This is a genomic window from uncultured Algibacter sp. (assembly GCF_947490405.1).
In the GTDB taxonomy this organism is placed as follows: Bacteria; Bacteroidota; Bacteroidia; order Flavobacteriales; family Flavobacteriaceae; genus Algibacter_B.
In genome coordinates this window covers 108,628-123,338 of sequence record NZ_CANLGU010000005.1, presented here as the reverse complement: position 1 = coordinate 123,338, position 14,711 = coordinate 108,628, and the positions used below count along the sequence as shown (strand labels likewise).

Genomic DNA, 14,711 nt, shown 5'->3' with positions numbered 1-14,711 from the left:
CCAAAACCACAGTTTAAACCCCTAAGCCAGCAAGCACACCCGCGTTAGGGATTGTAGTGGCATCCTTTTTTAAAATGGACTAGTAGTAAATTAGCGTTTAAGTAAATAATAAACAGATTGCCACATCGCTCATTCCTCGCAATGACGTTTTAAAAAAGATATAACGGAAAGCCCGACCCTTGTGGTAACGCCCAAATTATTACACATAAAAAAAACGCTAACAAATTAATGCTAGCGTTTTGTTTATGAACAAAATCTGTTGCTAAATTATATTTTAGCTGATTTAACAGTCTTAATAATTCTACCTGCAATCTTGTAAGGATCTCCGTTAGATGCTGGTCTTCTATCTTCTAACCAACCTTTCCAACCTTTCTCTACAGTAATAATAGGAATACGAATTGAAGCGCCTCTATCTGATACTCCATAAGAGAAATCTGTGATAGCAGCAGTTTCATGATCTCCAGTTAAACGTTGATCGTTAAACTCACCATAAACAGCAATGTGCTCTTTTACAACAGGACGGAAAGCTTCACAAATTGCTTCGTAAGTTTCTTTAGATCCACATGTTCTTAAAACTTCGTTAGAGAAGTTTGCGTGCATACCAGAACCATTCCAATCCATATCTTTACCTAATGGTTTTGGGTGGTACTCGATGTAGTATCCGTACTTTTCAGTTAAACGGTCTAGTAAATATCTAGCAATCCATATTTCATCTCCTGCTTTTTTTGCACCTTTAGCAAACAATTGGAATTCCCATTGTCCTGAAGCCACCTCTTGGTTAATACCTTCAAAGTTTAATCCAGCATCAATACATAAATCTGCGTGCTCTTCTACTAAATCTCTACCGTGTGTGTTTTTACCACCTACAGAGCAGTAATACATACCTTGAGGAGCAGGGTAACCACCAACAGGGAAACCTAATGGTAATTGCGTTTTAGTATCCATTATAAAATACTCTTGCTCGAAACCAAACCAGAAATCATTGTCATCATCATCAATAGTAGCTCTACCATTTGATACGTGTGGCGTTCCATCAGCATTTAAAACTTCAGTCATAACTAAATATCCATTGATTCTATCTGGATCTGGATAAATAGCTACAGGTTTTAATAAACAATCAGAAGATCCTCCTTCAGCTTGTCTAGTTGAAGACCCATCAAAAGACCAGTTTCCTAATTCTTCTAATGTACCTTGAAAGTTTTCGTGCTCTTCTACCTTAGTTTTACTTCTTAGGTTTTGCGTTGGGTAGTACCCATCTAACCAAAGGTATTCTAATTTAATTTTTGCCATAATTAATATTTTATAGTTGTAATATTGATAATAATATCACAAATATAATTTTTTATGCTTTTACTTTGAATATATAGGGGGTATTTTAGTAAAAGTGTGAGTTATTTTTATTTATACCCTATTTTTTTAAGGTTTATTTTAAAAAAAGACTATTATTTTATAAAAAAACTGAAAAAATCTCAAAAGATTTTTTACTTTCAAGGTTATAAAGTATAAGGTTTTTATTTTTGCTTAGTAATTCAAAATCAACTGTTTTTAATACCATATAAGAATGTCTATATTAAGATTTCATGCGATAAAAGAATCGCTTAAAAACAAACCAGTTTTAGTTGAAGAGAAAGAGCGTCGTTCCGATTTATTTGGAAAAAATGTATTTAATGAAAATACAATGCGACACTATTTGACTAAAGATGCTTTTGTTGGTGTAATGAATGCCATTCAATATGGGAAAAAGATTGATAGAAATGTAGCAGACCAAGTTGCTTCTTCAATGAAAGATTGGGCTTTAGGAAAAGGTGTAACGCATTACACGCATTGGTTTCAGCCACTAACTGGTGCCACAGCTGAAAAGCATGATGCTTTTTTTGAAACTGTAAGTGGTGGAATGGCTATTGAAAAATTTGGTGGTAGTCAATTGGTTCAACAAGAACCTGATGCATCTAGTTTTCCTAGTGGAGGCATTAGAAATACCTTTGAGGCTAGAGGCTACACTGCTTGGGATCCAACATCACCGGCTTTTATTTATGGTACAACGTTATGTATTCCAACTATTTTTGTGGCATATACTGGAGAGGCTTTAGATTACAAAACCCCTTTGTTAAGAGCACTACACGCTGTAGATGATGCTGCTACTGCAGTGTGTAAATATTTTGATAAAAATGTAAAAAAAGTAACCTCCTCATTAGGTTGGGAACAAGAGTACTTTTTAATTGATAAATTAATGGCTGCAAGTCGTCCAGATATTGCTTTAACAGGACGTACACTTTTAGGGCATTCTGCAGCAAAAGGACAGCAATTAGATGATCACTATTTTGGCTCAATTCCTAACAGAGCTTTAAATTTTATGCGAGAATTGGAAACCGAATGTATGCTTTTAGGAATTCCTGTAAAAACAAGACATAATGAGGTGGCTCCTAACCAATTTGAAGTGGCTCCTATTTTTGAAGAAGCTAATTTAGCAGTAGATCATAACGCTTTATTAATGGATATTATGGGACGTGTAGCATCACGACATAATTTTAAAGTATTGCTACATGAGAAACCTTTTGCTGGCGTAAATGGCTCTGGTAAACATAATAATTGGTCTCTATCTACAGATACAGGAATTAATTTATTAGCCCCTGGAAAAACTCCGATGAGTAACCTGCAGTTTCTCACCTTTTTTATAAATACTATAAAAGCAGTACACACGCACGAAGCACTTTTAAGAGCCGCTATTGCATCAGCAAGTAACGACCATAGATTGGGGGCTAATGAAGCTCCACCCGCAATTATTTCTGTATTTATTGGTGAGCAACTTACTAAAGTATTAGAGGAGCTAGAGGGTGTAACTAAAGGTAAATTGTCCCCTAAAGAGAAGACCGAATTAAAATTAAACGTTGTTGGTAAAATTCCAGATGTTTTGCTAGATAATACGGATAGAAACAGAACATCTCCTTTTGCCTTCACAGGTAATAAGTTTGAGTTTAGAGCTGTTGGTTCTACAGCCAATTGTGGAAACCCTATGACGGTTCTAAATACAATAGTAGCTAAACAATTAAAAGACTTTAAGAAGGAAGTAGATATTTTAGTAAATAAAAAGGATTTAAAGAAAGACGAAGCGGTTTTTAATGTACTTAGAGAGTATATAAAATCTTCAAGAGATATTTTATTTGAAGGGAATGGCTATGGAGAGGCATGGGAGAAAGAAGCCAAAAAACGTGGTTTAAGCAATAATAAAACGACACCGGAAGCTTTAAAAGCCAGAATATCTAAAGAAACTATCGCATTGTTTGAAGAAATGCAAGTGATGAGTAAAATTGAAACCGAAGCTCGCTATGAAATAGAGGTTGAAGCTTATATAAAACACATTCAAATAGAAAGTAGAGTTTTGGGTGATATAGCCCGAAACCACATAGTGCCAACAGCTGTTAGATACCAGAATATTTTGGTTGAAAATGTTAAAGGTTTAAAAGAAATTTTTGAAGAAAAATACAATAGTGTTTCCAAAGAACAAATCAATTTAATAGAGGCTATTTCAAAACACATCGAAGGTATTAATGCCAACGTTACCAAAATGCTAGAAGCTAGAAAAAAAGCAAATGCTATTGATGATGTAGAAAAAAAAGCATATGCCTATTGCAATTCTGTAAAACCGTTTTTTGATGATATCCGTTACCATTCCGACAAGCTTGAATTATTGGTTGATGATGAAATTTGGCCATTAACGAAGTACCGAGAAATGTTGTTTACTAGATAGTTTTTAATTTGGGCGTTACCCTATGGGTCGCGCTTTACGTTACTAGTTTTGCCTCGATGCACGCCTCGGCAAAAGCTAACCACTACAATCGCTAACGCGGAGTGTGTTTGCTAGCTTGGTTTATTATATTATATAGTAATTTTTTGAGAGGTTCGTTTAACGTGATTGTGTATGGTTAGTTGCGTGTTTAAGCAACTAATTTAGTAAACAAAAACGAACGCGAGAAAATTCCGAAGGAATTTTCCAAATAAGCACTTGCCAAAGCAATTAATTATACACGTTGTTGGCAGTAGTATTTTGTTCAGTTTGTAATTTAAAATCGATAAATGAAATCAAATTCCACAATCCTTCTGGTGGTAGCATAGTAGATTCAATAGTTTTTGAGTACTTATTCGTTATTATATTAAATTCATAGTCAGCTCCATCAGAAATATAGAATTCATATTTGTCTTTATATTCGTCGAATTTCAAAATTTTTAAATATGTTTCTAACTGATGAAATGTTGAATCAGAAAAGATTGCAGTTTCTAATTTCTCTTCATTTCTTTCTTTTCTGTAAGTGATTTTTTTGTCATTTGTTATAGTGATTTCTCTAAAACCTGAATAATAAAAATTTGGTGTTACTTTTAGATGTAATTTTTGAAGTTTTAAATCAGTTGTTTTAATTGAGTCAGCATTAATTAAAGTCAGATTATCATTGTATTCGTCTAAAGGTTTAAATACTAATTTCCCATTTTGTTTACTTTCCAGAAAATATTTTTCAATATCATCATTTCCGTTGTTAAACTCTAATTTAATTAAACTATCAGATTTCAATTTTCCAATTGGGTCAAGAAAGAAATTTTCTTGATATAACAGCCTTTTTGAAATAATGGAATCCTTGAAATGAAATTCATTACAAAGTGAATCAATCCAAACAGTATTTTTTAAATCATTAAACGTGTTCAGTTTATCTGATTTTCCATTACAATTTGAAAACAGAATACAAATAAATAAAACAACAATTATTCTCATAGATTGGGTTTTCGATATTACTGCCAATGTTTTTACGGAAATGTGTCGTTTTAATGACTTATATCCGACGTTAAACGAAGTTATCGTTTTTTTCTGACAAAGTCAAGAAAAGTAAGGCACTCTTACAGCCAATTAAAATTTGGTGAAAACCCGTTAATAAAACTCATTTCATATTTTCAATAAAATCAATTATTTTTTAAAATATTCCTTTTCTTTGCATCACATTATAATACTATGAGTCAAGAAGTTTCAAAACGTTATGCACAACGAGGTGTTTCTGCATCAAAAGAGGATGTACACAATGCTATAAAAAACATAGATAAAGGCTTGTTTCCTAAAGCATTTTGCAAAATAGTCCCTGATTATTTAACCAATGATGATGATTATTGCTTGATTATGCATGCTGATGGCGCGGGAACAAAATCATCCTTAGCCTACATGTACTGGAAAGAAACAGGTGATGTTTCTGTTTGGAAAGGTATTGCGCAAGACGCACTTATAATGAATATAGACGACTTGTTGTGTGTTGGAGCTACAGATAATATTATGCTGTCTTCTACTATCGGAAGAAATAAAAGTTTAATTCCAGGAGAGGTGCTTTCGGCTATAATAAATGGTACCGAAGAATTACTTGAAGATTTAAAATCGTTTGGTGTAACCATACATTCAACAGGTGGTGAAACTGCTGATGTTGGTGATTTGGTTAGAACCATTATTGTAGATTCTACTGTAACAGCTAGAATGAAACGCAGCGATGTTATTGATAATGCCAACATTAAAGCTGGTGATGTTATTGTTGGTTTAGAAAGTTTTGGGCAGGCATCCTATGAAAAGGAGTATAATGGTGGTATGGGAAGTAATGGATTAACTTCAGCTAGACACGATGTATTTAGTAAATATTTAGCTAAAAAATATCCAGAAAGTTTTGATGCTGCTGTTCCGGAAGACCTTGTGTATTCTGGAGGTGTAAAATTAACAGATGTTGTTGAAGACTCTCCAATTGATGCTGGTAAGTTAGTGTTGTCGCCAACAAGAACCTATGCGCCAATTATAAAGGATATACTATCCAAATATAACAGTAACAACATCCATGGTATGGTGCATTGTTCTGGAGGTGCTCAAACAAAAATTCTACATTTTGTAGATGAGTTTCATATTGTAAAAGATAATATGTTTCCTATTCCGCCGCTATTTAAACTGATACAAGAGCAATCAAAAACTGATTGGAAGGAAATGTATCAAGTATTCAATTGTGGGCACAGAATGGAGTTATATGTCTCTCCAGAAATTGCTGAAAATATTATAGCAATCTCAAAATCTTTTAATGTGAATGCCCAAATCATTGGTAGAGTAGAGGCTTCAGAAACAAAAAAACTTACAATAAAATCAGAGTACGGAGAGTTTAGTTATAAATAAAAAAAAGTACTCCTTAAAGCAAAGCTTTGAGGTTGCTTTTTAAATTGTCATTCCCGTGAAAACGGGAATCTAAATAAAGTTTTAATTAAAACTTTATTCTAGTTTTTCATCTTAATGGAACAATTTTTGATGAATAATGAAATTTATAAAATAACCTAACATAACCATGAAACATCTGCAAATAATCTTTCTTTGTCTATTTTTTAATTTAAGTTTTGCTCAACCTGATTCACTTTTCATAAAAGAAAAGAAACAAAAATATACAGGGCCGCAATGGATTCAAAAAAACAAAGGTACGGTTGATATTAACCAAGTATCTTTTACAAATTGGAATGCTGGAGGAAGTAGTTCTATTTCTGGCTTATTAGGTTTAATATCTTCCATAAATTATAAAGACAAATTTTTTAATTGGAAAAATAATACTTCCATCCGATATGGTATTAACAAGCAAGAGTCTAGAGAACTCAGAAAAACCGACGATTTATTTGAACTGAACTCTAATTTAGGTTATAAGCCTAATAGCTCATCAGATTGGTTTTATTCTGCAAGATTAAACTTCAGAACGCAATTAACCAATGGTTACAATTATCCAAATACCGAAGAGCCCATTTCAAGATTTTTAGCACCAGGTTACTTGTTCTTTGGTGGAGGTATGGAGTATGGGAAAAATATTGATGAGTTATCGTTTTACTTTTCTCCAATAACATTAAAAGCCACTTTTGTTTTAGACGAAGATTTAGCAAATGCTGGTTCTTTTGGAGTTGAAGCTGCTGTTCTAGATGATGATGGAAATATTATTGTCCCAGGTGAGCGTGTTAGAAGAGAATTTGGAATGTTATTGACTAACAGTTATGAAATGGAAATTTTGGAAAATATTAACCTCAGGCAACAGGTAAGTTTGTATTCAGATTACATCAATAATTTTGGGAACGTGGATGTAGATTGGAGGTTAGATTTCGATTTTAAGGTAAACTCATTTGTGAGAGCAACTTTAGGTTCGCATTTACGATATGATGATGATGTGAAAATTATAAAACCAACAGATGTTGAAGGTGAGTTTGATGAATCTGGAGCTAAAGTGCAATGGAAGCAGTTTTTAGGTGTAGGTTTTGCTATGGATTTTTAAAAGACTTCAATTATTAATCTTTTTAAAATTTGTTAACTTTTTTATGTTGACAAAATTGTAATTTATTAAAAATCAAATAATTATATTTTTTTATTGTAAACTTTGTGATTTTTATCATGTTTTAAGTTGTAAATTTATGGTTTATTTATACCTTTATTTATAAATCCATTAAACTTAAAATCCTAAAGTATCAATGAAAACTAATATTGCCCAAAATACACCTCAAACCTTTTCTCAAGATGATGCTTTTAATGCGTCGCTAGAATATTTTAAAAATGATGACCTCGCTGCTCGTGTATGGTTAAATAAATACGCGCTTAAAGATTCTGAAGGAAATATTTATGAACAAACACCTAACGATATGCATAAGCGTATTGCTAAAGAAATTGCTAGGATTGAAATAAAATATAACAACCCGTTAAGCGAAGATGAAATTTTCGATTTAATAAAAAACTTTAAATACATTGTGCCTCAAGGAAGCCCCATGGCAGGAATTGGTAATCCATATCAAATAGGCTCTTTATCTAATTGTTTTGTGATTGGTAATTCTGGAGCGTCAGATTCCTATGGCGGTATTATGAAGATTGATCAAGAACAAGTTCAACTCATGAAGCGCAGAGGTGGTGTTGGTCATGATTTGTCACATGTGCGCCCTAAAGGTTCTGCAGTTAAAAATTCAGCGCTAACATCAACAGGTTTGGTGCCTTTTATGGAGCGTTACTCTAATTCTACAAGAGAGGTTGCTCAAGATGGCAGGCGCGGTGCATTGATGCTTTCAGTTTCTATTAATCATCCAGACTCAGAAGATTTTATTAATGCAAAATTAGAACAAGGAAAAGTTACTGGTGCGAATGTCTCGGTTAGGATTGACGACAGTTTCATGAAGGCTGTAAAAAATGGTACTGATTACACTCAAAAATATCCTATTTTTAGTGAGAACCCTAAAGTGTCTAAATCTGTTGATGCAAATGGGCTATGGAAAAAAATAGTGCATAACGCATGGAAATCTGCAGAACCTGGAATTTTGTTCTGGGACACTATAATCAATGAATCGGTTCCTGATTGTTATGCAGATTTAGGTTATAAAACAGTTTCTACTAATCCATGTGGAGAGATTCCATTATGTCCTTACGATTCTTGTAGATTATTGGCGATTAATTTATTTTCTTATGTAGAAAATCCGTTTACATCGCATGCTAAATTTAACTTCGATTTGTTTAAAAAACACGTGGCTTATGCGCAACGTATAATGGATGATATTATCGATTTAGAACTTGAAAAGATTGATAAAATTTTAAAGAAAATTGATGAAGACCCAGAAACTGACGAAGTTAAAGCTACAGAGCGCAACTTGTGGTTAAATATACAGCGCAAAGCAGAAGAAGGCAGAAGAACAGGAGTAGGTATCACAGCTGAAGGTGATATGTTAGCTGCACTAGGTATTCAGTACGGAAGTAAAAAAGGAAATGCATTTTCTTTAGAAGTTCATAAAACCATTGCTGTTGAAGCATATCGTGCGTCGGTACATTTAGCCAAAGAACGAGGTGCATTTTCAATTTTTGATGCAGAACGTGAAAAAAATAATCCGTTTATTCAAAGATTGAAAGAAGCTGATAGTCAATTATACTACGAAATGTTAGAGTATGGAAGACGAAATATTGCATTGTTAACTATTGCGCCTACTGGTACAACGAGTTTGATGACACAGACCACTTCTGGAATAGAACCCGTTTTTATGCCAGTTTATAAGCGTAGAAGAAAAGTAAACCCCAATGATAAAGAGGTACGTGTTGATTTTGTTGATGAGGTTGGTGATTCATGGGAAGAATATGTAGTATTCCATCATAGGTTTAAACAATGGATGGAAGTTAACGGTATTGATACATCAAAAAACTTTTCACAAGAAGAAATTAATATGTTAATTAAAAAATCGCCTTATTACAAAGCGACTTCTAATGACGTAGATTGGTTGAGTAAAGTGAGTATGCAAGGTGCTATCCAGAAATGGGTAGATCATTCCATAAGTGTTACTATTAATTTACCAAATGATGTTACTGAAGATTTGGTAGGCGAACTCTATTTGAAAGCTTGGGAGGTAGGCTGTAAGGGTGTTACAGTTTATAGAGATGGTTCCCGTTCTGGAGTGCTTATTTCTAATGATGACAAGAAAGAAGAAAAGGAAGAAAAAAATGAGGCTGGATTTCCAAAGAAACGACCTCAAACATTAGAAGCTGATGTGGTTCGTTTTCAAAATAGCAAAGAAAAATGGATTGCCTTTATTGGTTTAATTAATGATAAGCCTTATGAGATATTTACAGGTTTAGCGGATGATGAAGATGGAATTTTAATTCCTAGATGGGTAAACAAAGGTCTTATAATAAAAAATAGAAATGAAGATGGAAGTTCGCGCTACGATTTTCAATACAAGAACACAAGAGGTTATAAAACCACGATTGAAGGCTTGTCGCATAAGTTTAATCCAGAGTTTTGGAATTATGCAAAACTCATTTCAAGTACACTGCGTCATGATATGCCTATTGATAAAATTGTAGATTTAATAAATAGTTTACAATTAGATAGCGAATCAATAAATACATGGAAAAATGGAGTGGGTAGAGCACTAAAGCGTTATGTAGCAGACGGTACAAAAGCAAAAGGGCAAACTTGTACTAATTGTGAATCTGAAAATTTAATTTATCAAGAAGGCTGTTTAACTTGTAAAGATTGTGGTTCTTCTAAGTGCGGTTAAATCATGTTTTAAATAAAAAGGAGGTTATTAACTTCCTTTTTTGTTTAAACAAACTCTTTCAAGATTACAAGAAAAGGAAGTGAGAATACAGCATCGATAACAAAAACAAGAGAGAATAGTTTTATCATTGACACCCCAAGTTTTTTATAGAAAATGAGTTTTCGTTTTGCATGTGTTTCACTCAGAAAATGCCAAAGCGAAAAAATAAGCAAGAGTTTGATGATGAGTATGGTGATAATTTCAAATTTTATAAATGAAAGCACCATATTAATAATCAAAGACCAAACAATAAATGGTCTGTAAAACATGAATATGGACATTAACTGTTGCATAAGTATCTATAATAACGTCGATTGGTAAAGAATATTTTTTTTTTTGTTAAGAACGGCGGGATGTAATCCTTGAAAATTCATAAATTATCGTATTTTTGGTTTCCAATTAAAAAGGCAGATGTTAGAGAAATTACAGATAGTAAAACAGCGTTTTGATGAGGTTAGTGATTTGATCATCCAACCTGATATTATTACAGATCAAAAACGATATGTTGCCCTAAACAGAGAATACAAAGACTTGCGAATTCTTATGGATAAGCGTGAGCAATACATTGAACTTAGCAATAATTTAGCTGAGGCTGAAGAGATTATTTCTGATGGAAGTGACTCTGAAATGGTAGAAATGGCCAAAATGCAATATGATGAGGCTAAAACTGGAATACCTGTATTAGAAGAGGAAATTAAAGTACTTTTAATTCCTAAAGATCCTGAAGATGCCAAAAATGCTGTAGTCGAGTTACGCGCTGGAACAGGTGGAGATGAAGCTAGTATTTTTGCAGGTGATTTGTTTAGAATGTATACTAAATATTGCGAGGGTAGAGGTTGGCGAGTAGATACAGTAGATTTTAGTGAAGGCACAAATGGAGGTTTTAAAGAAATTCAGTTTGAAGTTTCTGGAGATGATGTATATGGCACTTTAAAATTTGAGGCTGGAGTACATCGTGTACAGCGAGTACCTCAAACTGAAACGCAAGGACGTGTGCATACTAGTGCAGCAACCGTGATGGTTTTTCCTGAAGCTGAAGAATTTGATGTTGAGATAAATCCTAAAGACGTAAGAATTGATTTTTTCTGTTCTTCTGGTCCTGGTGGACAATCTGTAAATACTACTTACTCTGCTGTTCGATTAACGCATGAGCCAACTGGTTTAGTGGCACAGTGTCAAGACCAGAAATCGCAGCATAAAAATAAAGAGAAGGCTTTTAAAGTATTGCGTTCTCGTTTATATGATTTAGAATTAGCTAAAAAAATGGAAGAGGATGCTGCTTTACGTGGCACTATGGTAACTAGTGGTGATAGAAGTGCGAAAATTAGAACTTATAATTATCCCCAAGGGCGTGTTACAGACCATAGAATTGGATTAACACTTTATGACTTGTCAAATATTGTAAATGGTGATATTCAAAAAATTATAGACGAATTACAATTGGCTGAAAACACTGAGAAGTTGAAGGCTAGTAATGATGTGATTTAAAATAAAACAAGTGACTACAAGCCAACTCGTTCAGCAAATCAAAAAAAAGAAATCCTTTCTATGTATTGGATTGGATGTTGATTTAAATAAAATTCCTCAACATCTTTTAAAAGAAGAGGATCCTATTTTTGCTTTCAACAAAGCTATTATTGATGCAACACATCATTTATGTGTTGCTTATAAGCCCAATACGGCTTTTTATGAAGCTTATGGTATAAAAGGATGGCAAGCTCTTGAAAAAACAATAAATTACTTAAATAAGAATCATCCAGATATTTTTACTATTGCTGATGCTAAACGTGGTGATATTGGTAACACAAGTACCATGTATGCTAAAGCATTTTTTGAAGACTTAGCTTTTGATTCAGTTACCGTTGCTCCTTATATGGGAAAAGATTCGGTAGAACCTTTTTTAGCTTTCGAAAATAAACATACTATCCTTTTAGCACTTACATCAAACCAAGGTGCTTTTGATTTTCAAACTAAAAGCATTGATGGTAAAGAAGTTTACAAACATGTATTGGAAACTTCTAAATCTTGGAAAAATTCTGAAAATTTAATGTATGTTGTTGGTGCAACAAAAGCAGAGTTTTTAGCTGATATTAGAAACATTATTCCAAATAGTTTTCTTTTAGTACCGGGTGTTGGAGCTCAAGGTGGCAATTTGCAAGATGTTTGTAAATATGGAATGAGTGAGAACATAGGTTTATTGATAAACTCTTCTAGAGGAATTATATATGCTTCAAATAATACTGATTTTGCTCAAGCTGCTGCTAAAAAGGCTGAAGATTTGCAGCAAGCTATGGCAATTGAATTGAAACATCATTGATAGAAATCATTGTAGTAATGACGTAAGAGTCTCTTTTTATGATATTCAAAGACCAACTTAAAAGAGATATTCATTTTACAGAAACCCCTAAACGTATTATTTCATTAGTGCCAAGTCAAACAGAATTACTCTGCGATTTGGGGTTGGAAACTAATATAGTTGGTGTGACCAAATTTTGTGTTCATCCAGATTATATAAAAACAGATGCAGCTGTAGTTGGCGGAACAAAACAAATTCATATTGAAAAAATAAAAGCACTTAAGCCAGATATTATTCTTTGTAATAAAGAAGAAAATACAAAAGCTATTGTTGAATTATGCGAACTCATTTGTCCTGTTCATATCTCAGATATTTACAATATTAAAGATAGTTTAGAGTTGATTAAGCAATACGGTAAGATATTCAATTGTGAAACCCGAGCAGGAACTATTAAAAGACGTATAAAGGACGAACTAAAAATTTTTAAAGATTTTATTAGAGGTAAGCAGGTATTAGAAGCTGGATATTTTATTTGGAAAAATCCATGGATGGTAGCAGGAAATAACACTTTTATTAATCACTTATTACAGTTAAATAAGTTCGAAAATATTTATTCTCAAAAATCGCGTTACCCAGAAATTATTTTAAATAAAAGTGAAGAAAACAATAGAGTAAATGTTATTATGCTTTCTTCAGAACCTTTTCCTTTTAAGGAAATTCATAAAGAAGAGTTACAAGAATTTTACCCCAATGCAACTATTGTACTGGTTGATGGCGAAATGTTCTCTTGGTATGGCTCTAGATTAGTAAAAGCGTTTGCTTATTTTAAAACGCTCCGTTTAAATCTTCAGAATAATGCACTTTAGTAGTGTCGTCTACAAAATTTGCTATTCTTTTTTCCAATTCCTTTAAACTGATTGATTTACTTAGGTTGGGTTTAATTTTTCCAACTCTACAAAATTGTGTGTTCATTTTTTTGTTCTTTATTTATATATAAAGTACGTGGTAATGAAGGTTTTAGATGTTTTGTAAAGGTTAAAAAAATGCTAAATAATTATGCGGATTCAAGTTGCTCTCTTTTTAAGTATTTTAATCGATTTAGCTTATTTAGTAATTTAATTGCTTTAAACTCAGAAATATCACTTAATGCAGAATCTGTTTGTTTTAAATTATAGGCTTGTTCAATTAATACCTTATACTTATTGTAAAGTTTTATTTCTTTAGTTCTAACATCTGTGATTTGTTTCATGAGCGTTTGATAAACAGGTACTTAAATATACATATTTTATCTATACGGTATAAAAATATTCTTAATTTTTGAACAATAATATTTATGTTTAATGTGCTTTTAGGTGCCGTTTATCAAAAATATTAAATGATTATAACAGTTTATTAAGATTGTTGAAACATCTTTCCCAATAATATGATAGCTGCTTTAAGCCTTGTTGTATGGTATAAAAAAACCGAATAGCTAGTATTCGGTTTTTAATATTTTATTATGGTGTTTTAGTTTAATCTTGAAGTGCAAAAACTTTCCTCAATAAATCTGTAGTTCTTGAAGGTATTTTGGTTCTAATATCTTGTTCTTCAACAGCAATCATAGTATAAACACCTTTTAGTGCTTCACCTGTAACGTAATCAGTTAAATCGGGGTTTACATTATTTGTAAAAGGGATACTGTTATACTTATTAATTAAATTGTTCCAGATTTCATCAGCTCCTACCTTGCTAAACGAATTTTTAATAACTGGGTTAAATTTAGCATAAAGCGCTGTTTCCGTTTTTGAGGTCAAGTATTGTGTTGCTGCATTATTACTGCCTAGTAAAATATTTTTGGCATCGTCAAAGGTTATACCTTTTACGGCATCTACAAAAATAGGGGTAGCTTCTTTTACGGCATCTTCAGCTGCTCTGTTAAGCACTTTTAAACCTTCGTCTGCTAAATTGTCTAATCCTATATCTCGTAATGTTTTATCAACCTTTCTGAGTTCTTCAGGTAATAAGATCTTAACAAGTTCATTTTTAAAGAATCCATCTTTTTGAGTGAGTTTGGTTACTTGCTTATCAATACCAAAGTCTAAAGCTTGTCTTAAACCTGAGGCTATTTCTGTGTTACCGAGTACACCACCACCTTGAGGTAATTGGCTAACAACTTGCTGCAATTCAGCGCAAGAAGAGAGGTTAAATATTAAGAAAAGCACTAATAATTTTCGTGTCATGATTTTGGGTTTTCTATTTAAACAAAGATAATTTTTCCTTTTGATTATGGTATATTATAAAAACTATATTTAATAAAATACTATTTTAGCACAATGTTTGTTAT

The 14,711-nt window shown here is 32.6% G+C and carries 11 protein-coding genes; 7 read left to right on the top strand and 4 right to left on the bottom strand.

Going from position 1 to position 14,711, the window contains the following annotated elements; all coding sequences use genetic code 11:
* Window positions 1–267 precede the first annotated feature (267 nt).
* On the bottom strand, window positions 268–1,290 hold the full coding sequence (locus Q0772_RS12005; protein ID WP_298344988.1) for a glutamine synthetase beta-grasp domain-containing protein: 1,023 nt from the start codon (window positions 1,288–1,290) through the stop codon (window positions 268–270).
* Window positions 1,291–1,561: 271 nt separating this feature from the next.
* Here Q0772_RS12005 and Q0772_RS12000 point away from each other — a divergent pair, with 271 nt between their 5' ends.
* Window positions 1,562–3,748, top strand: a complete 2,187-nt coding sequence (locus tag Q0772_RS12000; protein ID WP_298344985.1) for a glutamine synthetase III — start codon at window positions 1,562–1,564, stop codon at window positions 3,746–3,748.
* A gap of 267 nt (window positions 3,749–4,015) precedes the next feature.
* Here the strand turns inward: Q0772_RS12000 and Q0772_RS11995 are convergent, their stop codons facing one another.
* Window positions 4,016–4,762, bottom strand: coding sequence for a hypothetical protein (locus Q0772_RS11995; protein ID WP_298344982.1), 747 nt, complete (start codon window positions 4,760–4,762; stop codon window positions 4,016–4,018).
* 234 nt (window positions 4,763–4,996) lie between these two features.
* Here Q0772_RS11995 and Q0772_RS11990 point away from each other — a divergent pair, with 234 nt between their 5' ends.
* The 6 genes from Q0772_RS11990 (at window position 4,997) to Q0772_RS11965 (ending at window position 13,254) form a co-directional block, all read left to right on the top strand.
* Window positions 4,997–6,178, top strand: coding sequence for an AIR synthase related protein (locus Q0772_RS11990; protein WP_298344979.1), 1,182 nt, complete (start codon window positions 4,997–4,999; stop codon window positions 6,176–6,178).
* A 166-nt stretch (window positions 6,179–6,344) separates the two neighbouring features.
* Window positions 6,345–7,304, top strand: a complete 960-nt coding sequence (locus Q0772_RS11985) for a DUF3078 domain-containing protein (RefSeq protein ID WP_298344976.1) — start codon at window positions 6,345–6,347, stop codon at window positions 7,302–7,304.
* 193 nt (window positions 7,305–7,497) lie between these two features.
* Window positions 7,498–10,053 (top strand): adenosylcobalamin-dependent ribonucleoside-diphosphate reductase, encoded by a 2,556-nt coding sequence (locus Q0772_RS11980; protein ID WP_298344974.1) that lies wholly within the window; start codon window positions 7,498–7,500, stop codon window positions 10,051–10,053.
* 450 nt (window positions 10,054–10,503) lie between these two features.
* Window positions 10,504–11,580, top strand: coding sequence for a peptide chain release factor 1 (gene prfA / locus Q0772_RS11975; protein ID WP_298344971.1), 1,077 nt, complete (start codon window positions 10,504–10,506; stop codon window positions 11,578–11,580).
* A gap of 10 nt (window positions 11,581–11,590) precedes the next feature.
* Entirely contained in the window at window positions 11,591–12,409 is an 819-nt protein-coding gene (gene pyrF / locus Q0772_RS11970; protein WP_298344968.1) for an orotidine-5'-phosphate decarboxylase, read from the top strand.
* 38 nt (window positions 12,410–12,447) lie between these two features.
* Complete coding sequence (locus Q0772_RS11965) at window positions 12,448–13,254, top strand: helical backbone metal receptor (RefSeq protein WP_298344965.1); 807 nt, start codon at window positions 12,448–12,450, stop codon at window positions 13,252–13,254.
* Window positions 13,255–13,442: 188 nt separating this feature from the next.
* On the opposite strand, the gene Q0772_RS11960 is transcribed toward Q0772_RS11965, so the two are convergent.
* Window positions 13,443–13,637 carry a Lacal_2735 family protein gene (locus tag Q0772_RS11960; protein WP_298344962.1) on the bottom strand — a complete coding sequence of 65 codons (195 nt, stop codon included), beginning with the start codon at window positions 13,635–13,637 and terminating at the stop codon, window positions 13,443–13,445.
* A gap of 262 nt (window positions 13,638–13,899) precedes the next feature.
* Window positions 13,900–14,607, bottom strand: a complete 708-nt coding sequence (locus Q0772_RS11955) for a DUF4197 domain-containing protein (RefSeq protein WP_298344960.1) — start codon at window positions 14,605–14,607, stop codon at window positions 13,900–13,902.
* Window positions 14,608–14,711 lie beyond the last annotated feature (104 nt).

Bases quoted from the DNA above. Each gene is read 5' to 3' on its own strand.
- Q0772_RS12000 (WP_298344985.1), top strand. From the start codon at position 1,562: ATGTCTATATTAAGATTTCATGCGATAAAAGAATCGCTTAAAAACAAA.
- Q0772_RS11985 (WP_298344976.1), top strand. From the start codon at position 6,345: ATGAAACATCTGCAAATAATCTTTCTTTGTCTATTTTTTAATTTAAGT.
- prfA (WP_298344971.1), top strand. From the start codon at position 10,504: ATGTTAGAGAAATTACAGATAGTAAAACAGCGTTTTGATGAGGTTAGT.
- Q0772_RS11980 (WP_298344974.1), top strand. From the start codon at position 7,498: ATGAAAACTAATATTGCCCAAAATACACCTCAAACCTTTTCTCAAGAT.
- Q0772_RS12005 (WP_298344988.1), bottom strand. From the start codon at position 1,290: ATGGCAAAAATTAAATTAGAATACCTTTGGTTAGATGGGTACTACCCA.
- Q0772_RS11995 (WP_298344982.1), bottom strand. From the start codon at position 4,762: ATGAGAATAATTGTTGTTTTATTTATTTGTATTCTGTTTTCAAATTGT.
- Q0772_RS11990 (WP_298344979.1), top strand. From the start codon at position 4,997: ATGAGTCAAGAAGTTTCAAAACGTTATGCACAACGAGGTGTTTCTGCA.
- Q0772_RS11965 (WP_298344965.1), top strand. From the start codon at position 12,448: ATGATATTCAAAGACCAACTTAAAAGAGATATTCATTTTACAGAAACC.
- Q0772_RS11960 (WP_298344962.1), bottom strand. From the start codon at position 13,637: ATGAAACAAATCACAGATGTTAGAACTAAAGAAATAAAACTTTACAAT.
- Q0772_RS11955 (WP_298344960.1), bottom strand. From the start codon at position 14,607: ATGACACGAAAATTATTAGTGCTTTTCTTAATATTTAACCTCTCTTCT.